The 19,821-nt window shown below is 67.8% G+C and carries 20 protein-coding genes; 19 read left to right on the top strand and 1 reads right to left on the bottom strand.

From position 1 onward, the window contains the following. Positions 1 to 834, top strand: a complete 834-nt coding sequence (locus ACW4E8_RS27840; RefSeq protein ID WP_456807453.1) for a helical backbone metal receptor — start codon at positions 1 to 3, stop codon at positions 832 to 834. Between the two features lie 16 nt (positions 835 to 850). Here the strand turns inward: ACW4E8_RS27840 and ACW4E8_RS27835 are convergent, their stop codons facing one another. Continuing rightward, positions 851 to 1,927, bottom strand: coding sequence for an MBL fold metallo-hydrolase (locus tag ACW4E8_RS27835; protein WP_456807452.1), 1,077 nt, complete (start codon positions 1,925 to 1,927; stop codon positions 851 to 853). Between the two features lie 208 nt (positions 1,928 to 2,135). Between ACW4E8_RS27835 and ACW4E8_RS27830 the strand changes: the two genes are divergently transcribed. The 18 genes from ACW4E8_RS27830 to bioD all read left to right on the top strand — a co-directional run bounded on the left by ACW4E8_RS27830 (position 2,136) and on the right by bioD (position 19,821). After that, positions 2,136 to 2,600: a MerR family transcriptional regulator gene (locus ACW4E8_RS27830; protein ID WP_456807451.1), complete on the top strand. Its 465-nt coding sequence runs from the start codon at positions 2,136 to 2,138 to the stop codon at positions 2,598 to 2,600. A gap of 128 nt (positions 2,601 to 2,728) precedes the next feature. Continuing rightward, positions 2,729 to 3,205: a PaaI family thioesterase gene (locus ACW4E8_RS27825; protein WP_456807450.1), complete on the top strand. Its 477-nt coding sequence runs from the start codon at positions 2,729 to 2,731 to the stop codon at positions 3,203 to 3,205. Positions 3,206 to 3,268: 63 nt separating this feature from the next. Further along, positions 3,269 to 4,450 carry an isovaleryl-CoA dehydrogenase gene (locus ACW4E8_RS27820; protein WP_456807449.1) on the top strand — a complete coding sequence of 394 codons (1,182 nt, stop codon included), beginning with the start codon at positions 3,269 to 3,271 and terminating at the stop codon, positions 4,448 to 4,450. A gap of 108 nt (positions 4,451 to 4,558) precedes the next feature. Continuing rightward, on the top strand, positions 4,559 to 6,400 hold the full coding sequence (gene aceK, locus ACW4E8_RS27815) for a bifunctional isocitrate dehydrogenase kinase/phosphatase (protein ID WP_456807448.1): 1,842 nt from the start codon (positions 4,559 to 4,561) through the stop codon (positions 6,398 to 6,400). After that, entirely contained in the window at positions 6,397 to 7,068 is a 672-nt protein-coding gene (can, locus tag ACW4E8_RS27810; protein WP_035820378.1) for a carbonate dehydratase, read from the top strand. Before aceK ends, can begins: the two co-directional genes overlap by 4 nt. A 50-nt stretch (positions 7,069 to 7,118) precedes the next feature. Next, on the top strand, positions 7,119 to 8,297 hold the full coding sequence (locus tag ACW4E8_RS27805; RefSeq protein ID WP_456807447.1) for an acetyl-CoA C-acetyltransferase: 1,179 nt from the start codon (positions 7,119 to 7,121) through the stop codon (positions 8,295 to 8,297). 93 nt (positions 8,298 to 8,390) lie between these two features. Continuing rightward, positions 8,391 to 9,071 (top strand): SDR family oxidoreductase, encoded by a 681-nt coding sequence (locus ACW4E8_RS27800; RefSeq protein WP_013955256.1) that lies wholly within the window; start codon positions 8,391 to 8,393, stop codon positions 9,069 to 9,071. A 31-nt stretch (positions 9,072 to 9,102) separates the two neighbouring features. Continuing rightward, positions 9,103 to 10,233 carry an acyl-CoA dehydrogenase family protein gene (locus ACW4E8_RS27795; RefSeq protein ID WP_058698937.1) on the top strand — a complete coding sequence of 377 codons (1,131 nt, stop codon included), beginning with the start codon at positions 9,103 to 9,105 and terminating at the stop codon, positions 10,231 to 10,233. Between the two features lie 94 nt (positions 10,234 to 10,327). Further along, positions 10,328 to 10,984 carry a DsbA family protein gene (locus tag ACW4E8_RS27790; RefSeq protein WP_456807446.1) on the top strand — a complete coding sequence of 219 codons (657 nt, stop codon included), beginning with the start codon at positions 10,328 to 10,330 and terminating at the stop codon, positions 10,982 to 10,984. Beyond that, positions 10,981 to 11,667 carry an HAD family hydrolase gene (locus tag ACW4E8_RS27785; RefSeq protein WP_456807445.1) on the top strand — a complete coding sequence of 229 codons (687 nt, stop codon included), beginning with the start codon at positions 10,981 to 10,983 and terminating at the stop codon, positions 11,665 to 11,667. The genes ACW4E8_RS27790 and ACW4E8_RS27785 overlap by 4 nt, the downstream gene beginning before the upstream one ends. Then, positions 11,664 to 12,104 (top strand): YchJ family protein, encoded by a 441-nt coding sequence (locus ACW4E8_RS27780; RefSeq protein WP_456807444.1) that lies wholly within the window; start codon positions 11,664 to 11,666, stop codon positions 12,102 to 12,104. The genes ACW4E8_RS27785 and ACW4E8_RS27780 overlap by 4 nt, the downstream gene beginning before the upstream one ends. Next, positions 12,101 to 12,778 carry a glutathione S-transferase family protein gene (locus ACW4E8_RS27775; RefSeq protein WP_456807443.1) on the top strand — a complete coding sequence of 226 codons (678 nt, stop codon included), beginning with the start codon at positions 12,101 to 12,103 and terminating at the stop codon, positions 12,776 to 12,778. The genes ACW4E8_RS27780 and ACW4E8_RS27775 overlap by 4 nt, the downstream gene beginning before the upstream one ends. Positions 12,779 to 12,831: 53 nt before the next feature. Further along, positions 12,832 to 14,439, top strand: a complete 1,608-nt coding sequence (locus ACW4E8_RS27770) for a carboxyl transferase domain-containing protein (protein WP_456807442.1) — start codon at positions 12,832 to 12,834, stop codon at positions 14,437 to 14,439. A 42-nt stretch (positions 14,440 to 14,481) separates the two neighbouring features. Next, positions 14,482 to 15,378, top strand: coding sequence for a dienelactone hydrolase family protein (locus tag ACW4E8_RS27765; RefSeq protein WP_456807441.1), 897 nt, complete (start codon positions 14,482 to 14,484; stop codon positions 15,376 to 15,378). A 38-nt stretch (positions 15,379 to 15,416) separates the two neighbouring features. Then, entirely contained in the window at positions 15,417 to 16,205 is a 789-nt protein-coding gene (locus tag ACW4E8_RS27760) for an enoyl-CoA hydratase/isomerase family protein (RefSeq protein ID WP_456807440.1), read from the top strand. A 265-nt stretch (positions 16,206 to 16,470) separates the two neighbouring features. Next, the gene (bioA, locus tag ACW4E8_RS27755) at positions 16,471 to 17,883 is read left to right on the top strand and encodes an adenosylmethionine--8-amino-7-oxononanoate transaminase (RefSeq protein ID WP_456807439.1); all 1,413 of its coding nucleotides are present in this window, start codon (positions 16,471 to 16,473) and stop codon (positions 17,881 to 17,883) included. Beyond that, complete coding sequence (gene bioF, locus ACW4E8_RS27750) at positions 17,873 to 19,087, top strand: 8-amino-7-oxononanoate synthase (protein WP_456807438.1); 1,215 nt, start codon at positions 17,873 to 17,875, stop codon at positions 19,085 to 19,087. Before bioA ends, bioF begins: the two co-directional genes overlap by 11 nt. Next, on the top strand, positions 19,084 to 19,821 hold the full coding sequence (gene bioD / locus ACW4E8_RS27745) for a dethiobiotin synthase (RefSeq protein WP_436220613.1): 738 nt from the start codon (positions 19,084 to 19,086) through the stop codon (positions 19,819 to 19,821). Before bioF ends, bioD begins: the two co-directional genes overlap by 4 nt.

Genomic DNA, 19,821 nt, shown 5'->3' with positions numbered 1-19,821 from the left:
ATGTGGCGCGACGCCATCGGCCAGCAGCATGCCGCCGCCAGCGGGGTGGTGCGGATCGCGTCGCTGGTGCCGTCGGTGACGGAGTTGCTGTTCGCGCTCGGGATGGCCCGGCAGATGGTGGCGCGCACCGGCTTCTGCATCCACCCGGAACCGGCCGTGCGCGCGCTCCCCAAGGTGGGCGGCACCAAGGACGTCAACGTGGCGCGGCTGCGCGAGCTGGCGCCCACGCACGTGGTGGTCAATATCGATGAGAACCGGCGCGAGACCGTGGACGAGATCCGCGCGTTCGTGCCCAATGTGATCGTCACCCATCCGTGCGCGCCGGAAGACAACCTCGGGCTGTACCAGCTGCTGGGCGGCATCTTCGGCTGCCACGCCGAGGCCGAGGCGCTGTGCACGGCGCTGCAGGTGCAGCTGGATGCGATCCGCGTGCACCCGTGGCCGGCGCGCCGCGTGCTGTATGCGATCTGGCAGGACCCGTGGATGACGGTGTCGCGCGACACCTATATCAGCCGCATGCTGGCATTGGCCAACTGGCAAACCTGGCCGGACAGCGGGGCTGCGTTGCAGGCCTGCGCCGACGGCGATTGCAGCCGCCCCAACGCGCCCGGCGAGCGCTATCCCACCTTCCGCTGGAGCGACGCGCTGGTGCGCGAGCTCGACCTGGTGCTGCTGTCGACCGAGCCCTACCGCTTCACCGAAGACCACGCCGACGCGCTCGAGCGCCAGCTTGGCAAGCCGGTGCTGCTGGTCGATGGCGAGATGCTGTCCTGGTACGGCAGCCGCGCCATCGACGGGGTGCGCTACCTGGCGGCCCTGGCGGCCGCCAACTAGGCGCCAACTACGGCAGTCAGGCCGCGCGGAAGCGGATCACGCCGTCGTCGCCGGTTTCCCGCACCAGTTCGCCGCGGTGCCACAGGCAGTGCAGGTGGGCCAGCGACTCGCCCATGGCGAAGGTCATCTGGTGGATGTCGAACTGGCGCTTGAAGATCACGCTGACGATGTCGTGCGCGCTGCAGGCCTTCTCGCCGCAGGCTTCGAGCGTTTCGGCGAGGCGGTCGACGTGGTGCTCGCGCAACTGGTTGACGCGGGTATGCAGGTTGCGGAAGGGGCGGCCATGCGAGGGCAGGATCAGCACGTCCTGCGGCAGCGGTTCGTACTTGCCGAGCGAATCCAGGTAGAGCTGCAGCGAATTGCCTTCGGGCTCCATGTCGAACACGCTGACATTGGTCGAGATGCGCGGCAGCACCATGTCGCCGGAGATCAGCACATTGGTGGCTGCGTTGTACAGCGCCACGTGCTCGGGCGAATGGCCGAAGCCGGTGATCACGCGCCAGGCCGAGGTCGCCGCATCGGTGCCGATCCGCACCGTGTCGCCTTCCATCATGCGGCGGTACTGCGCCGGCAGGTCCGGCACCAGCGACGGGTAGTAGGTCTTGCGCGCGCGCAGCTTTTCCTGGCTGTCGGCATCGGTCAGGCCGTGCAGCGCGAAGTGCGCGGCGGCGGCGTCGCCGCCCGCGCTGGAGCCGGCACCGGTGCCGCTGCCCATCACGCGCGCGCTCATGTAGTCGCCCAGGCTCATCCACAGCCGTACGCCGAAGCGCTTGCACAGCCAGTGCGCCAGGCCGACGTGGTCGGGGTGGCTGTGCGTCACCAGCACGCGCACCACCGGCAGCCCTTCCAGCTCATTGGCGAAGATGGTTTCCCAGTGGCCCTTGATGATGTCGTTGGTGATGCCGCAGTCGATGATGGTCCAGCCGTCGCGGCCGTCCAGGCGGTCGCGCAGCAGCCACAGGTTGATATGGTCGAGCGCGAACGGCAGCGGCATGCGCAGCCAGTAGACGCCGGGGGCGACTTCCTGCTTGGAGCCGGGCTCGGGCATGGTGTCGCCGAACGGGTATTGGAGCTGGTGTTCGAGTGCGTTCATGAGGAGTCTCGTGGTCGAAGCCTGGCGCCGGGGCGCGGGCTTTCTCGTTCTGCCGCCACGCCCGGCCCGAAAGACCTGGGGCGTGAAAGCACCGGTTGCCAGCCGTCCTGGTTGACGCTAACGTAAACGTCAATCATACGGCTCGTTTCCATCTTAAGCGAAAACTTGACTTCACAACGAACGACCGTTCACTTTCTTTGGGCAGGCTATGTCAGCGACGCCAGCGGCGGCTTCCGCCACCTACACCATCACCGACCTTGCGCGTGAATTCGACATCACGCCCCGGGCCATCCGCTTCTACGAGGACCAGGGCCTGCTGTCGCCGGAGCGCGAAGGGCCGGGCGGGCGCAAGCGTGTCTACAACGGCCGTGAGCGGACCCGGCTGAAGCTGACGCTGCGCGGCAAGAGGTTGGGGCTTACTCTCAATGAGATCCGCGAGATCCTTGATCTCTACGAGTCACCGCGCGACACCGCCCCGCAACTGGAGCGCTTCCTGCACTCGCTGGCGGCGCACCGGCGCACGCTGGAGCGGCAGATGGAAGACCTGCAGGCACAACTGGCCGAGATCGACCAGCATGAGCGGCACTGCAAGGCCTTGCTGGCCGCGCAGACCGGCAAGCAGCAGTCGGCCACGGAAGGCGGCGATGCGCCGGCCCGGACCACCGCTGCCTGAAGCGCCACTTCCACCGGCATCCGTGCCGGATGGGATTGACGTTTACGTAAACGTCAATAGAATACCCGGACAGCGCGCGCAGCCCGTGGCTGCCCGGCGACCCAACGTTTTCACACCGGAACTCCGCCATGACGTCATCCAACGCCAGTGCCGTACCCGCTGAACCAGGATCGCTGTCCGCCGCGCGCGCCGACGCCATCGCCACCAGCTTTTCCCGCCAGGGGCTGATGACCACCTTTGGCGCGACCCTGCGGCGGGTGGACCGCGGCGAGGTCGAGCTGGCCATGCCGTGGTCCGACGGCGTGACCCAGCAGCACGGCTTCTTCCACGGCGGCGCGGTGGGTGCGCTGGCAGACAGCGCCTGCGGCTACGCCGCGCTGACGATGGTGGGCGAAGATGAGGCGGGCCTGACCGCCGAGTACAAGATCAACCTGCTGTCCCCCGCCCAGGGCGAACACCTGGTGGCGGTGGGGCGGGTCCTCAAGCCCGGGCGCACGCTGATCGTGGCGCAGGGCGATGTCTATGTCGAGCAGGACGGCCGCCGCAAGCAGGTGGCCACCATGCTGATGACGCTGTGCGTGGTCAAGACACTGGGCCACGTCTGAACTGACGGATCCGGCCATCCATCCGGAACCCGACACACATACCGATTCCAACAGGAGACCATCATGACCGAACTGCCAGGCCTGAAATTCGATCTGGGCGAAGACATCGAGATGCTGCGCAGCGCCGTGCGCGACTGGGCCCAGGCCGAACTGGCCCCGCGCGCCGCCGAGATCGACCGCACCGACCAGTTCCCGATGGACGCCTGGAAGAAGATGGGTGACCTGGGCGTGCTGGGCATCACCGTGGCCGAGGAATACGGCGGCGCCAACATGGGCTACCTGGCGCACATGATCGCGATGGAGGAAATCAGCCGCGCCTCGGCCTCGGTCGGCCTGTCGTATGGCGCGCACTCCAACCTGTGCGTGAACCAGATCCACCGCAACGGCACGCCGGCGCAGAAGGCCAAATACCTGCCCAAGCTGGTCTCGGGCGAATGGATCGGCGCGCTGGCGATGAGCGAGCCCAATGCCGGCTCCGACGTGGTCAGCATGAAGCTGCGCGCGGAGTTCAAGGGCGACCGCTACGTGCTCAACGGCACCAAGATGTGGATCACCAACGGCCCGGACTGCGACGTGCTGGTGGTTTACGCCAAGACCGAGCCCGAGCTGGGCGCGCGCGGCATGACTGCCTTTATCGTCGAAAAGGGCATGAAGGGCTTCTCGGTGGCGCAGAAGCTGGACAAGCTGGGCATGCGCGGCTCGCACACCGGCGAACTGGTGTTCCAGGACGTGGAAGTGCCGGCGGAGAACATCCTGGGCGCCGAGAACGGCGGCGCCAAGGTGCTGATGAGCGGGCTGGACTATGAGCGCGCGGTGCTGTCCGGCGGCCCGGTCGGCATCATGCAGGCGTGCATGGACGTGGTCACCCCGTATATCCACGACCGCAAGCAATTCGGCCAGAGCATCGGCGAATTCCAGCTGATCCAGGGCAAGGTGGCCGATATGTACACCACGCTGCAGGCCGCGCGCAGCTACCTGTACACGGTCGGCAAGAACCTGGACGCGCTGGGCAGCGGCCACGTGCGCCAGGTGCGCAAGGACTGCGCCGCGGTGATCCTGTACACCGCCGAGAAGGCCACCTGGATGGCGGGCGAGACCGTGCAGATCCTGGGCGGCAACGGCTATATCAATGAATACCCGGCCGGCCGCCTGTGGCGCGACGCCAAGCTGTATGAGATCGGCGCCGGCACCTCGGAAATCCGCCGCATGCTGATCGGCCGCGAGCTGTTCGCGGAGACCATGTAAAGCGCAAGGGGGCGCCGAAATCACCCGGAGCCCCCGCCCGAACCCCATTACAATCTCAGTACCCGTCGCAAGACCTCTCGCAGTACTGCCCCCGGCCCCCGTCGACCCATGTCCCACTTCCCCAAACTGCTCTCCTCGCAGATTGCCTTCGATGTGGCGAGAACGATGCTCGACGGGTTCGACAAGCATTACCGCCTGTTCCGCGAGGTCAGCCACCAGGCCAAGCTCAAGTTCGAGGCCGGCGACTGGCACGGGCTGCAGCAGATCCAGCGCGACCGCATTGCGTTCTACAACGAGCGCGTGCGCGAATCGAGCGTGATCCTGGAAGACGAGTACGACGCCGAGAACATCGAGGACGAGATCTGGCAGCAGATCAAGCTGCACTACATCGGCCTCTTGACCAACCACCACCAGCCCGAGCTGGCCGAGACCTTCTTCAACTCGGTCTGCACGCGCATCCTGCACCGCTCGTACTTCAACAACGATTTCATCTTCGTGCGCCCGGCGATCTCGACCGAGTACATCGAGAACGAGGAATCGCCCACGCGCCCGACCTTCCGCGCCTACTACCCCGGCAACCGCGACGGCATGGCGGCGTGCTTCGAGCGCATCGTGCACAACTTCCAGCTGGAGCGCCCGTTCGAGGACCTGCAGCGCGACATCGGCTATGTGGTGCGCGCGGTCAGCGAGCATTTCGGCGACCTGCGCATCGCGCCGAATTTCCAGATCCATACGCTGTCGTCGCTGTTCTTCCGCAACAAGTCGGCCTTCATCATCGGCCGCATCCTGAACGGCGACCGCACCTTCCCGCTGGCGATCCCGATCGTGCACGGCCCCGGCGGCCAGCTGATGCTGGACACGGTGCTGCTGAAGAAGGAACAGCTGCTGATCCTGTTCTCGTTCACGCACTCTTACTTCATGGTCGACATGGAGATTCCGTCGGCCTACGTGACCTTCCTGCGCGACATCATGCCGCGCAAGCCGCGCGCCGAGATCTATACCTCGCTGGGCCTGCAGAAGCAGGGCAAGAACCTGTTCTACCGTGACTTCCTGCACCACCTGCAGCATTCGTCGGACAAGTTCATCGTCGCGCCCGGCATCCGCGGGCTGGTGATGCTGGTGTTCACGCTGCCGTCGTACCCGTACGTGTTCAAGGTCATCAAGGACTTTTTCCCGGCGCCCAAGGAAACCACGCGCGAGCTGGTCAAGTCCAAGTACCAGCTGGTCAAGCAGCACGACCGCGTGGGCCGCATGGCGGATACGCTGGAGTACTCCGACGTGGCCTTCCCGCGCTCGCGCTTCGACGATGCGCTGGTGCGCGAGTTCGAGCAGCACGCGCCGTCGATGATCGAGTACCAGCGCGGCAAGCACGGCGGCGAAGAGATCGTGGTGCGCCACGTCTATATCGAGCGCCGCATGACACCGCTGAACATCTACCTGCAGGAGGGCTCCGACGCGCAGGTCGAACACGGCGTGATCGAATACGGCAACGCCGTCAAGGAACTGATCGCCGCGAACATCTTCCCGGGCGATATGCTGTACAAGAACTTCGGCGTCACGCGCCACGGGCGCGTGGTGTTCTACGACTACGACGAGATCGAGTACCTGACCGACTGCAACATCCGCCACGTGCCGCAGCCGCGCAACGAGGAAGAGGAGATGTCGGGCGAGGTCTGGTACACGGTGCGTCCGCACGATTTCTTTCCCGAGACCTTCCGCACCTTCCTGCTGGGCGATACGCGCGTGCGCGCGGCGTTCCTGCGCCACCATGCGGACTTTTTCGACCCTGCCATGTGGCAGAGCCACAAGGACCGGCTGCTGGCCGGACATGTTCATGACTTCTTTGCCTATCACAGTTCAGAGCGATTCATTCACCGCTACGGCGAAGCTGGCAGCGCGCAAGGTGCCGCTGCCGTTCCCGATCCTGGTCCTGCAAGGAGGGTCGCATGACTGACGCCATTGCCCAGCTGTTCCGCAACAACCGCGAGTGGGTCGACCGCGTCAATGCGGAAGACCCGACCTTCTTCATGCGCCTGGCCAACCAGCAGGCGCCCGAGTACCTGTGGATCGGCTGCTCCGATTCGCGCGTGCCGGCCAACCAGATTCTGGGCCTGGCCCCGGGCGAGGTGTTTGTCCACCGCAATATCGCCAACGTGATCGCGCACAGCGACCTGAACGCGCTGGCGGTGATCCAGTTCGCGGTAGAGGTGCTCAAGGTGCGCCATATCACCGTGGTGGGTCACTACGGCTGCGGCGGCGTCAAGGTCGCGCTCAAGCGCGAGCGCATCGGCCTGGCCGACAACTGGCTGCGCCATGTGCGCGACGTGGCCGACAAGCACGAGGCCTATCTCGGCACGCTGCTGCGCGAAGACGACGCCCATACCCGGCTGTGCGAACTCAATGTGATCGAGCAGGTCAACAACGTCTGCCAGACCACCGTGCTCCAGGACGCCTGGACCCGCGGCCAGGCCGTGACCGTGCATGGCTGGGTCTACGGCGTGTCCGACGGCCTGCTGCGCGACCTGGGCATGGCCGCCAGCAGCAACGACGAATTGCACGAGCAGCTGGCCGCGGCCTACCGCCAGTACGGCGATCCGCCGCAGGCGTCGATCCGCTGACCGGACGCACCCCAAACCGCTTCTTCATACACCGATCCAGGAGACCCGACATGGAAGAGATCGTCATCGTTTCAGCCGCCCGCACGCCGATGGCTGCGTTCCAGGGCGAATTCGCCAGCGTCACCGCGCCGCAGCTGGGCGCCGTGGCCATCCGCGCCGCCGTCGAGCGCGCCGGCCTGAAGCCCGAGCAGGTGGAAGAAGTGGTGTTCGGCTGCGTGCTGCCGGCCGGCCAGGGCCAGGCCCCGGCGCGCCAGGCCGCGCTGGGCGCGGGCCTGCCGCTGGGCGTGGGCTGCACCACCGTCAACAAGATGTGCGGCTCGGGCATGCGCGCGGCCATGACCGTTTACGACGGGCTGATCGCGGGCTCGTTCGATATCGCCATTGCCGGCGGCATGGAGAGCATGACCAATGCGCCGTACCTGGTGCCGAAGGGCCGCGGCGGCTACCGCATCGGCCACGGCATGATCTACGACCACATGATGCTGGACGGCCTGGAAGACGCGTATGACAAGGGCCGCTCCATGGGCACCTTCGGCGAGGACTGCGCCGCCAAGTACGGCTTTACGCGCGAGCAGCAGGACGAATTCGCAATGGAAAGCGTGCGCCGCGCGCAGCAGGCCACCGAGAACGGAGACTTCCGCTGGGAGATCGCGCCGGTGACCGTGTCAGGCAAGGGCGGCGACACCGTGATCGACACGGACGAAGGCCCGCGCCGCATCAAGCTCGACAAGATTCCCTCGCTCAAGCCCGCCTTTGCCAAGGACGGCACCATCACGGCGGCCTCGTCGTCGTCGATCAACGACGGCGCCTCGGCGCTGGTGATGATGCGCGCCTCCACCGCGAAGCAGCTGGGCCTGCAGCCGATCGCACGCATGCTCGGCCACACCACCCACGCGCAGGCGCCGGGCTGGTTCACCACCGCGCCGGTCGAGGCCATCGCCAAGCTGTACCGCAAGCTGGACTGGACCACCGACAGCGTCGACTTGTTCGAGATCAACGAGGCCTTCGCCGTGGTGCCGATGGCGGCCATGCACGACCTCAAGATCCCGCGCGACAAGGTCAATATCCACGGCGGCGCCTGCGCGCTGGGCCACCCGATCGGCGCCTCGGGCGCGCGCATCATGACCACGCTGATCGGCGCGCTGCGCAAGACCGGCGGCAAGCGCGGTGTGGCGAGCCTGTGCATTGGCGGTGGCGAGGCAACCGCGGTGGGTATTGAGATTCTCTGACGTAGTTCTGCGCCCCTCTCCCTCATAAAAGGGGAGGGGCGCAAGACCCAGGCAGTTCGCTGAACCTAAGTAGCCAGTCAAAGGAGCACAGCCTTGCCAACCGTCCTGATCCTCGGTGCCTCGCGCGGCATCGGCCTTGAATTCGTGCGCCAGTACCGTGCCGACGGCTGGCGCGTCATTGCGGCGGCGCGTACGCCCGAAGGCGTCGGCGCGCTGCAGGCGCTGGGTGCCGAAGCCCACCAGGTCGACCTGTCCGATGCCGGCGCGGTCGCGGGCCTGGGCTGGAAGCTCGACGGCGAAGCCCTAGACGTGGCGATCTACAACGCCGGCGTGCTGGGGCCCCGCACCGAAGGCGCGCAGCCGGTCACGCCGCAGGAATTCGACCAGGTGATGCATGTCAATGTGCTCGGCCCGATGATGGCGCTGCCGCTGCTGCTGCCCTACGTCGAAGCCGGCCAGTCTGGCCACGGCGGGGTGCTGGCGGTGCTGTCTTCGCGCATGGGCAGCATTACAGCGATGGAGCACAGCACCAGCTGGCTGTACCGCGTCAGCAAGGCCGGCGCCAATGCGGCGCTGCGCGCGGTCTCGCTGGATGCGCGCCACGCCACCTGCGTCGCGCTGCACCCGGGCTGGGTCAAGACCGACATGGGCGGCCAGGAAGCCGACCTGACCGTGCAGCAGAGCGTCAAGGGCATGCGCCAGGTGCTGGCCGGCGTCAAGCGGCGCGACAACGGCACCTTCCACAACTACGACGGCACGCCCATCCCCTGGTAAGCGCGCCCGCACACCTCATCACCGAACCGACATGCTGCTGACCCCCGAACAGGAAATGATCCGCGACGCCGTGCGCCAGTTCGCGCAGGAAGTGATCGCGCCGCAGGCCGCGCAGTGGGACCGCGACAAGACCTTCCCCAAGGACGTGCACCGCGAACTGGCGGCGCTGGGCGCCTATGGCGTGGCGGTGCCGGAGGAATACGGCGGCGCCGGACTGGACTACCTGTCGCTGGCGCTGATCCTGGAAGAGATCGCGGCCGGCGATGGCGGCACCTCTACCGTCATCAGCGTCAACAACTGCCCGGTGTGCAGCATGCTGATGTCGTTCGCCAGCGAGGCGCAGAAGCAGCAGTGGCTGGTGCCGCTGGCGCGCGGCGAGATGCTGGGCGCGTTCTGCCTGACCGAGCCACACGTGGGCTCGGATGCGTCCGCACTGCGCACCACCGCGGTACGCGACGGCGACCACTACGTGCTCAACGGCGTCAAGCAGTTCATCACCAGCGGCCAGAACGCCGACGTGGCGATCGTGCTGGCCGTGACCGACAAGGCTGCCGGCAAGCGCGGCATCAGCGCCTTTATCGTGCCGACTTCGACCCCGGGTTACGTGGTGGCGCGGCTGGAGGACAAGCTCGGCCAGCACTCGTCGGACACCGCGCAGATCCTGTTCGAGGACTGCCGCGTGCCGGCGGCCAACCTGCTGGGCGACGAGGGTGGCGGCTACAAGATGGCGCTGTCGGGCCTGGAAGGCGGGCGCATCGGCATCGCCTCGCAGAGCATCGGCATGGCGCGCGCCGCGTTCGAGGCCGCGCTGGCCTATGCCAAGGAGCGCGAGAGCTTCGGCCAGCCGCTGTTCCAGCACCAGGCGGTGCAGTTCCGCCTGGCCGAGATGGCCACCCGCATCGACGTGGCGCGCCAGATGGTGTGGCACGCCGCCGCGCTGCGCGACGCCGGCCGCCCCTGCCTGAAGGAAGCGGCCATGGCCAAGCTCTTTGCCAGCGAGATGGCCGAGCGGGTGTGCTCGGATGCGATCCAGGTGTTCGGCGGCTACGGCTACGTCAGCGACTTCCCGGTGGAGCGCATCTACCGCGACGTGCGCGTATGCCAGATCTACGAGGGCACCAGCGATATCCAGAAGATCCTGATCGCGCGCGCGCTGGCCTAGGGCACAGCTATGCGCGTACGATGGGGTGCGTGCCGCGAAGGCGGCGCGCCTCCCTGATTCCAGCACCGGCAACCACAACAAGAAGGGCCCCGACATGAGCGCAGCGATCGACTTCTACTTTGATTTCTCTTCGCCTTACGGCTACTTTGCCAGTACCCGCATCGACGACCTGGCGCAGAAGTACGGGCGCATTGTCGCCTGGAATCCCATCCTGCTGGGCGTGGTGTTCAAGACCACCGGCGCCTCGCCGCTGCCGCAGCTGCCGCTCAAGGGCGACTATTCGTGGCGCGACTTCGAGCGCACTGCGCGCTTCCACGGCATCGAATACAAGCGCCCCACGCATTTCCCGCTGCCCACCACGCACGCAGCGCGCGCCATGCTGTGGCTGCAGAACCACCACGGCGACGACATTGCCACTGCCTTTGCCAAGTCGGTGTACCGCGCGCTGTTCGTCGACGACATCAACATCGCCGAGCCGGCCGAGATCATGAAGCTGGCCGAGCCGCTGGGCGTGGACGTGCAGGCGCTGGATGCCGGCGCCACCAGCTACCAGATCAAGGACCAGCTCAAGGCGGAGATCGACGTGGCGATGGCCAAGGGCGTGTTCGGCTCGCCCTTCGTCATCATCGACGGCGAGCCGTTCTGGGGCTTCGACCGCTTCGACCAGGTCGAGGCCCACCTGAAGAGCCGCCGCCAGACTGAACTCAGGGCCGTGCCGAGCCTGGACACCAAGGAAAAGAAACCCGCATGACTGCAGCAACCCGTGGCCATTCCGGCCGATTCGATTGCGTAATCTTCGACTGCGACGGCGTGCTCGTCGACAGCGAGCCCATCGTCAACCGCGTGCTCAACCAGATGCTGAACGAGCTTGGCATCGAGATCTCTCTGGAAGACTCCACGCGCCTGTTCCTCGGCCGCGCCGTGCGCGAGGAGCTGGACATGATCGCGCGCATGCGCGGCGCGCCGCTGCCCGAGAACTGGCTGTCGACCTGGCTGGTCCGCCGCAACGCGGTGCTGGAAGCGGAAGTCGCCGCGGTGGCGCACGTGCGCGAGGCGATTGGCAAGATCGCCGCCACCGGCATGCCGGTGTGCGTGGCATCGGGTGCGGACCGCGTCAAGGTCAAGCTGCAACTGACCAGGACCGGCCTGGTTGAGCTGTTCCAGCAGGATGCGCGCGAGCACATCTTCTCTGCCACCGAAGTGGCGCGCAGCAAGCCCGCGCCCGATGTGTACCTGCTGGCAGCGCGCACCATGGGTGTGGAGCCGGCGCGCTGCGCCGTGGTGGAAGACAGCCCGACCGGCGTGACCGCGGGCGTGGCCGCCGGCATGACGGTGTTCGGCTACGCCGAGCGCAACGATGCCGCGCTGCTGCGCGAGGCCGGCGCGGGCACCATCTTCACCGATATGCGCGACCTGCCGGAGCTGGTGGGATGACAGGGCGGACAACGGCAGGCCGCCTGCCCAAGGCCGGACCGGTGCCGTGCCCGTGCGGCAGCGCGGACTATGCCGCCTGCTGCGGCCGCTTCCATCGTGGCGAGGCGCTGCCGCCCAATGCCGAGGCGCTGATGCGCTCGCGCTACAGCGCCTATGTGCTGAACGACATGGAATGGCTGCGGCAGACCTGGCATGCATCGACCTGCCCGGCCGACCTGTTGCCGGATACCGCCACACGCTGGCTCGGGCTCACGGTGAAGGCGCATGCGCAGCAGGACGACACGCATGCCGAAGTGGAATTCGTGGCGCGCTACAAGGTAGGCGGGCGCGCCTGGCGGCTGCATGAGCGCAGCCGCTTTGTCTGCGAAGCGCGCGCGCCCGGCGAGGCGCCGCGCTGGCTTTATGTGGATGGGGACATGATCGGGGAGGCACCATGAGCATCGAGAAGCGGAACGAGCCTGAGTACCTGCTGTATTGCTTTGCCCAGTCCGGCAATGCCTACAAGGTGGCGCTGCTGCTGGAAACCGTCGGCGTGCAGCGCGGCCAGCAGCTGTGGCAGCCGCGCTTCGTCGACTTCTTCAACGGCGAGACTCGTACGCCGGAATACCGGGCCATCAACGTGATGGGCGAGGTGCCGGTGCTGGAGTTCGGCGGCCAGCGCCTGTCGCAGTCCGGTGCCATCCTGGAAACGCTGGCCACGCGCCTCGATGCCCACGGCCCGCGCGATGAGGCCGAGCGCGCCGAGGTGCTGCGCTGGCTGCTGTTCGACAACCACAAGTTCACCTCCTACACCGCCACCTACCGCTTCATGCGCAACTTTGCCAGGTCGCCGGACCCGGCCGTGCTGGAGTTCTTCCGTGCGCGCTGCGAAGGCGCGTGGAACGTGCTCAACGCGCACCTGGCCGGGCGAGCGTTCCTGCTGGGCGAGCGCGCCACCATCGCGGACTTCTCGCTGGCGGGCTACGTCTTCTTCGACGACGAGATCGGCGTGCACTGGCGCAAGGAGTATCCGCATATCCACGCCTGGGCCGAGCGCATCCGTGCGCTGCCGGGCTGGAAGCATCCCTACGACCTGATGCCGGGGCACCCGCTGCCCCGGCACGCAGGCTGAGCCCGGCCACTGGCAGGACGGCAAAAACCAATATCAAGCAGGAAGAGACACAGATGCCCACCCTGGAAACCAAACTCAACGCCCGCTCCGAATCCTTCAAGGCCAACGCCGAATCGATGCAGGCCCTGGTGGCCGACCTCAAGACCAGGATCGCGAAGCTGGCCGAAGGCGGCGGCGAAGACGCGCGCAACAAGCACCTGTCGCGCGGCAAGCTGCTGCCGCGCGAGCGCGTGCAGCAGCTGCTGGATCCGGGCACGCCGTTCCTGGAGCTGTCGCAGCTGGCCGCGTACGACATGTACGACAACGCCGCGCCGGGCGCGGGCATCATCACCGGCATCGGCCGCGTGGCCGGGCAGGAGTGCGTGATCGTCTGCAATGACGCCACCGTCAAGGGCGGCACCTACTACCCGATCACGGTCAAGAAGCATGTGCGCGCGCAGGAGATCGCCGAGGAGAACAACCTGCCGTGCATCTATCTGGTGGATTCCGGCGGCGCCAACCTGCCCAACCAGGACGACGTGTTCCCCGACCGCGACCACTTCGGCCGCATCTTCTACAACCAGGCCAACCTGTCCAAGCAGGGCATCCCGCAGATCGCGGTAGTGATGGGATCGTGCACAGCCGGCGGCGCCTATGTGCCGGCGATGAGCGACGAGTCCATCATCGTCAAGAACCAGGGCACCATCTTCCTGGGCGGCCCGCCGCTGGTGAAGGCGGCCACCGGTGAGGAGGTCAGCGCCGAAGACCTCGGCGGCGCCGACGTGCACACGCGTCTCTCGGGCGTGGCCGACTACTTCGCGCAGAACGACCACCACGCGCTGTCGCTGGCGCGCAATATCGTGCAGCACCTGAACCGCCGCAAGCCGGACCAGATCCGCCTGCACGAGCCGGTGGAGCCGCTCTATCCGGTTGAAGAACTGTACGGCGTGATCCCCACCGACACGCGCAAGCCCTACGACGTGCGCGAGGTGATCGCGCGCCTGGTCGACGGTTCCGAGTTCGACGAGTTCAAGGCGCGCTACGGCACCACGCTGGTGTGCGGCTTCGCGCGCATCTGGGGCTACCCGGTCGGCATCGTCGCCAACAACGGCATCCTGTTCTCCGAATCCGCACTGAAGGGCGCGCACTTTATCGAGCTGTGCTGCCAGCGCAAGATCCCGCTGGTGTTCCTGCAGAACATCACCGGCTTCATGGTGGGCCGCAAGTACGAGAACGAAGGCATCGCCCGCAACGGCGCCAAGATGGTGACCGCCGTGGCCACCGCGCAGGTGCCCAAGTTCACGGTGATCATCGGCGGCTCGTTCGGCGCCGGCAACTACGGCATGTGCGGGCGCGCCTATTCGCCGCGCTTCCTGTGGATGTGGCCGAACGCGCGCATCTCGGTGATGGGCGGCGAGCAGGCCGCCAGCGTGCTGGCCACGGTGCGCCGCGACGGCATCGAGGGCAAGGGCGGCAAGTGGAGCGCCGAAGAGGAAGAAGCCTTCAAGCAGCCGATCCGCGACCAGTACGAGCACCAGGGCCATCCGTACTACGCCAGCGCGCGGTTGTGGGACGACGGCGTGATCGACCCGGCGCAGACCCGCACCGTGCTGGGCCTGGGTCTTTCCGCCAGCCTGAATGCACCGATCGACGAAATGAAGTTCGGCGTGTTCCGCATGTAATTCCGGCCAAGCCACTACTGCCCCATTACCGCCTTCCACCCCATGCGCAGCGTCGCCCGCCTGCTTTGCAGCCTAGCCCTGGTCACGGCGTTTGCCTTGCTGGCGCCGCTGTCCGGGCATGCGCAGACCGCGAACGGCAACGGCAATCCTGCGCCGCGCATGCGCTTCCAGGAGCAGGTGGTGATGCTGCCCAAGGCGGCGATCCCGTCGCGCATCGACCTGGAAGCCACGGTATTCAAGCCGGCTGGCGACGGGCCGTTCCCGCTGGTGGTGATCAACCACGGCAAGGCGCCGGGCCGGCCCGCCATGCAGGGGCGCGCGCGCTTTCCGGCGCAGAGCGTGGAATTCCTGCGCCGCGGCTACGCCGTGGTGCTGCCGATGCGGCAGGGTTTTGCGCGCTCGGGGGGCGCCTATGTGGGCGGCAGCTGCGACATCGAGACCAACGGCATGATGCAGGCCGACGATGTCGTCGCCACGCTCGACTTCATGGCCACGCAGCCCTATGTGGACATGGAGCGCATTGTGGTGATCGGCCAGTCGCATGGGGGCCTGACCACGATGGCGTTCAGCACCATCGGCTATCCGGGGGTGCTGGGCGTGGTCAACTTTGCGGGCGGGCTGCGCAACCTGAACTGCCCGGACTGGGAAGAGCGCCTGGTCGATGCCTTTGCCGGCTACGGCAGCCTGGCGCGCTACCCGTCGCTGTGGGTGTACGGCGACAACGACAGCTACTGGCCAGTGCCCTTGCCCGGCCGCATGTTCAACGCCTTCAAGGCGCGCGCCACCGGTCCCGCGGCCAGGTCACGGCTGGTGGACGTGGGCGAGTTCGGCAACGACTCGCATCGCGTCTTCAGCGCGCGCGAAGGCATCCCGGTGTGGTTGCCTGAAGTCGGCAACTTCTTCCGCTCGCTGGGGCTGCCGTTCGACGCCGGCACCTGAACCGCACCAGACAACCCTATCCGCCAACGGAGCGAACCATGGAATTCACCGCCCTGACCGTCAATATCGCCAGCCACGTCGCCACCGTCACGCTGAACCGGCCCGATGTGCGCAACGCCTTCAACGAGACCGTGATCGCCGAGCTGACCGGCGCCTTCCGCGCGCTGGGCGACATGGACGAGGTGCGCGCCATCGTGCTGGCCGGCAACGGCCCGGCCTTCTGCGCCGGCGCCGACCTGAACTGGATGAAGAAGATGGCGGGCTATTCGGACGACCAGAATCGCGCCGATGCGCTGACCCTGGCGCAGATGCTGCACACCATCTGGTCGTGCCCGCGCCCGGTGATCGCGCGCATCCAGGGCGACACCTACGCCGGCGGCATGGGCCTGGTGGCCGCGTGCGATATCGCGGTGGCCGCCGAGCACGCGCACTTCTGCCTGTCCGAGGCGCGCCTGGGCCTGCTGCCCGCCACCATCAGCCCGTATGTGATCCGCGCGCTGGGCGAGCAGGCCGCGCGCCGCTACTTCATCACCGCCGAGCGTTTCGATGCAGCCGAGGCGCTGCGGCTGGGCTTTGTGCATACGGTGGTGCCGGCCGAGGCCCTGGACGCCAAGGTCGCCGAACTGGCGACCGCGCTGGTGGCCAACAGCCCGAACGCCGTGCGCGAAGGCAAGCGGCTGGTGCAGGACATCGCCGGGCGCGTGATCGACAACGATTTGCTGGCCGATACCGCGGACCGGATTGCAAGGATCCGGGCGTCGGAAGAGGGGCGTGAAGGGGTGAAGTCGTTCCTGGAGAAGCGCTCGCCGTCGTGGCGCCCCGCTTGAGTCACACGTCCGGCCTGCCGCAGCAAAAAAAGACTGCCGGCAGGTTGCGTGGAGATCGCGGCACGCTAGCGACAAGAACAGCGCTTCACCCTGATAACGTGCGGCAAATCCGGCCAAAGCACCGCTAACGCAAAAATATCGCCTTCGTTGCCAAGCCCGAGAAGACATTCCTAACATGACCCTCCCCAACCTGTCCGCCACCGTTGCACTGCCCGGCCTTGCCGGCAGCTGCGCGCGCGCGGACGGTCAACAAAGGAGGGCTACCTTGGATCACCTGTCCCTTTCCCCAGGCAGCGACGCGCAGGCACTCGGCCAGCGCAGCCGCAACGCCGTCTGGCATCCGTGCACGCGGCTGCGCCCCGACGACGACGCCGTGCCGCTGGCGATCGTGCGGGGCGTTGGCCCGTGGCTGCATGATGCCGACGGCCGCCGCTATTTCGACGCCACCAGCTCCTGGTGGGTCAACCTGTTCGGCCACGCCAACCCGCGCATCAACGCCGCGCTGGCCAGCCAGCTGGAAACGCTTGAGCACGTGATGCTCGCCGGCTGCACCCACGCCCCGGCGGTGGAGCTGGCCGAGCGCCTGTCGGCGCTGACCGGCGGCGCGCTCGGCAATGTCTTCTACGCTTCCGACGGCGCCTCGGCGGTCGAGATCGCGCTGAAGATGAGCTTCCACTACTGGCGCAATACCGGCCTGCCGGCCAAGCGCGAGTTCGTCTGCCTGCGCCACGGCTACCACGGCGAGACCGTGGGCGCGCTCGCGGTGACCGACGTGGAAGTCTTCCGCGATGCCTACGATCCGCTGATCCGCCGCGCACACGTGGTGATGTCGCCCGATGCACGCCAGGCCGCACCCGGCGAGAGCGCTGCGGACGTGGCTGCCCGCGCCCTGGCGGAGCTGGAAACCCTGCTGCGCGAGCGCGCCGGCCAGATCGCCGCGCTGATCGTCGAGCCGCTGGTGCAGGGCGCCGCCGGCATGGCGATGTACGACCCGTCGTACCTGGATGGCGCGCGCGCACTGTGCGACCGCTACCGGATCCACCTGATCGCCGACGAGATCGCGGTGGGCTGCGGGCGCACCGGCACCTTCTTCGCGTGGGAACAGTCGCGCGCCGGGGAGGCGCCGCTGCCCGCGCACCTGTGGCCCGACTTCCTGTGCCTGTCCAAGGGCATCAGCGGCGGCTACCTGCCGCTGTCGCTGGTGCTGTCGCGCCCGGAGATCCAGCGCGCCTTCGTCGCCGACGAGCTGGCCCGCAGCTTCCTGCATTCGCACTCCTACACCGGCAACCCGCTGGCCTGCCGCGCCGCGCTGGCCACGCTGGACCTGTTCGCGCAGGACGACGTGCTCGCGCGCAACCGCGAGCGCGCGCACTGGCTCGCCGACGGCATGGCCGCGCTGGCCGCCGACGCGCGCCTGCGGCACGAGCGCCAGCGCGGGCTGATCTGGGCCGCCGATGTGCGCGATGACGTCGCCGGCGCCGACTTTGCCGCGCGCTTCCATCACGCCGCGCGCGAGCGCGAGCTGCTGGTGCGACCGATCGGCAATACGCTGTACGTGATGCCGCCCTACGTCTTCGATGCCGCGCAGGCACGCTGGCTGGGCGAGCAGATGCTGGCCACGCTCGACGACGTGACCACCGATGTGACCACGAGCGGGGAGGTGCGCCATGCTGCTTGAACAACTGAAGCAGGCCGCCGAACAGCGCCACGCGCTGGCCCTGACGCGCCGCCGCCGCGTTGCCCACACTGCCTGCGCGCCGCACCAGGCCGTGGGCGAGGACGGGTCCGAGCCGGAATCGCTGCTGACCTTCTGCAGCAACGACTACATGGGGCTGGCCAACCACCCGGACGTGATCGCCGCGCTGGTGGAAGGCGCGCAGCGCTATGGCGCGGGCAGCGGTGCTTCGCACCTGGTCAGCGGGCATTCGCTGGCGCACACGCAGCTGGAAGCGGAACTGGCGCGCTGGCTCGCCCCGCATATCCCGCACGCGCGCACGCTGTATTTCTGCACCGGCTACATGGCCAACATGGCGGTGCTGACCGCGCTGGGCACGGCGGGCGCCACGCTGTTCTGTGAGTCGCTCAATCATGCCTCGCTGATCGATGGGGCGCGGCTCGCGCGCGCCGACGTGCAGCGCTACCCGCATTGCGACACCGCCGCGCTGGAAGCGCTGCTGGCGGCCAGCACCAGCGAGCGCAAGCTGATCGTGACCGACAGCGTGTTCAGCATGGACGGCAATGTCGCGCCGCTGCGCAAGCTGCTGGAACTGGCCGAGCGCCATGACGCCTGGATCATCGTCGATGACGCCCACGGCTTCGGCGTGCTGGGCGAGCAGGGCCACGGCGTGCTGGAAGCGCTGGGACTGTCGTCCGAGCGGCTGATCTATGTCGGCACGCTCGGCAAGGCCGCCGGCGTGGCGGGTGCCTTTGTCGCCGCGCACGAGACCATCATCGAACACCTGGTCAACACCGCGCGGCCCTATATCTACACCACGGCCGCGCCGCCGGCGGTCGCGCATGCGCTGCTGGCCAGCCTGGCGATCCTCGAAGGAGAAGAGGGCAGGCAACGCCGGGCGCAACTGACGCGCTGCATCGGCATGCTGCGCGAGGGGCTGGCCCAGCTGGCTGCCATCGCGGGCTGGACGCTGGGCGACAGCGAGACCGCGATCCAGCCGCTGATCGTCGGCGACAACGGCGCCGCGCTGGCGCTGTCGGCCACGCTGGAGGCGGATGGCATCCGGGTCGGCGCGATCCGGCCGCCGACCGTGCCCGAGGGCACCGCGCGGCTGCGCATCACGCTGTCAGCTGCGCACACCGAAGACGATGTGCGGCGCCTGCTGGATGCCCTGAGCGCCGCCGTGGCGCAGCGGGAGGCCGCATGAGTACGCGCGCGCCTTTTGCCTGCTTTGTCACCGGCACCGATACCGGCATCGGCAAGACCCACGCCAGCGCCACGCTGCTGCATGCGCTCCATGCCGCCGGCTACCGCACCGCGGGCATGAAGCCCGTGGCCAGCGGCAGTGAGTGGCGCGACGGCCATTGGCACAACGACGACGTGGCGCAACTGCGCGCCGCCAGCTCGGTGGCGGTGCCGCTGGGCCAGACCTGCCCGTTCCTGCTGCGCACCCCGTGCTCGCCGCACCTGGCCGCCGCGCACGAGGGCGTGCGCATCACGCGCGCGCCGATCCGCACCGCCTTCGACGCGCTGCGCCGCCAGGCGGATGCGGTGGTGGTGGAGGGCGTGGGCGGTTTCAACGTGCCGCTCGACGCAGGCGCGGTGCGCTGGAACACCGCCGACCTGGCGGTGATGCTGGCGGTACCGGTGGTGATGGTGGTCGGCATCCGGCTCGGCTGCCTGAACCACGCCGTGCTGACCGCCGAAGCCATCCGCGCGCGCGGCCTGCCGCTGGCGGGCTGGATCGCCAACCGGGTCGACCCGGACATGCTGCTGGCCGACGAGAACATCGCCACGCTGCACGCGTCGCTGGACGCGCCTTGCCTCGGTGAATTGCCCTGGCAACTGGCGCCCGCCGCTGCCGCTGGCCGGCTCGACCTTGCGCCGCTGTTCGCCGCCGCCACCCAATACCAAGCCGAGGCCGCCGGCCTTGCTGCCTGA

The sequence above is a fragment of the Cupriavidus sp. CP313 genome (assembly GCF_054072015.1).
The sequence above is the reverse complement of the archived record's forward strand: the minus strand, read 5'-3'. Positions and strand labels throughout refer to the sequence as shown.

Coding starts and splice junctions, on each gene's coding strand:
- ACW4E8_RS27840 (WP_456807453.1), top strand. CDS start 1: ATGTGGCGCGACGCCATCGGCCAGCAGCATGCCGCCGCCAGCGGGGTG.
- ACW4E8_RS27835 (WP_456807452.1), bottom strand. CDS start 1,927: ATGAACGCACTCGAACACCAGCTCCAATACCCGTTCGGCGACACCATG.
- ACW4E8_RS27830 (WP_456807451.1), top strand. CDS start 2,136: ATGTCAGCGACGCCAGCGGCGGCTTCCGCCACCTACACCATCACCGAC.
- ACW4E8_RS27825 (WP_456807450.1), top strand. CDS start 2,729: ATGACGTCATCCAACGCCAGTGCCGTACCCGCTGAACCAGGATCGCTG.
- ACW4E8_RS27820 (WP_456807449.1), top strand. CDS start 3,269: ATGACCGAACTGCCAGGCCTGAAATTCGATCTGGGCGAAGACATCGAG.
- aceK (WP_456807448.1), top strand. CDS start 4,559: ATGTCCCACTTCCCCAAACTGCTCTCCTCGCAGATTGCCTTCGATGTG.
- can (WP_035820378.1), top strand. CDS start 6,397: ATGACTGACGCCATTGCCCAGCTGTTCCGCAACAACCGCGAGTGGGTC.
- ACW4E8_RS27805 (WP_456807447.1), top strand. CDS start 7,119: ATGGAAGAGATCGTCATCGTTTCAGCCGCCCGCACGCCGATGGCTGCG.
- ACW4E8_RS27795 (WP_058698937.1), top strand. CDS start 9,103: ATGCTGCTGACCCCCGAACAGGAAATGATCCGCGACGCCGTGCGCCAG.
- ACW4E8_RS27790 (WP_456807446.1), top strand. CDS start 10,328: ATGAGCGCAGCGATCGACTTCTACTTTGATTTCTCTTCGCCTTACGGC.
- ACW4E8_RS27785 (WP_456807445.1), top strand. CDS start 10,981: ATGACTGCAGCAACCCGTGGCCATTCCGGCCGATTCGATTGCGTAATC.
- ACW4E8_RS27780 (WP_456807444.1), top strand. CDS start 11,664: ATGACAGGGCGGACAACGGCAGGCCGCCTGCCCAAGGCCGGACCGGTG.
- ACW4E8_RS27775 (WP_456807443.1), top strand. CDS start 12,101: ATGAGCATCGAGAAGCGGAACGAGCCTGAGTACCTGCTGTATTGCTTT.
- ACW4E8_RS27770 (WP_456807442.1), top strand. CDS start 12,832: ATGCCCACCCTGGAAACCAAACTCAACGCCCGCTCCGAATCCTTCAAG.
- ACW4E8_RS27765 (WP_456807441.1), top strand. CDS start 14,482: ATGCGCAGCGTCGCCCGCCTGCTTTGCAGCCTAGCCCTGGTCACGGCG.
- ACW4E8_RS27760 (WP_456807440.1), top strand. CDS start 15,417: ATGGAATTCACCGCCCTGACCGTCAATATCGCCAGCCACGTCGCCACC.
- bioF (WP_456807438.1), top strand. CDS start 17,873: ATGCTGCTTGAACAACTGAAGCAGGCCGCCGAACAGCGCCACGCGCTG.
- bioD (WP_436220613.1), top strand. CDS start 19,084: ATGAGTACGCGCGCGCCTTTTGCCTGCTTTGTCACCGGCACCGATACC.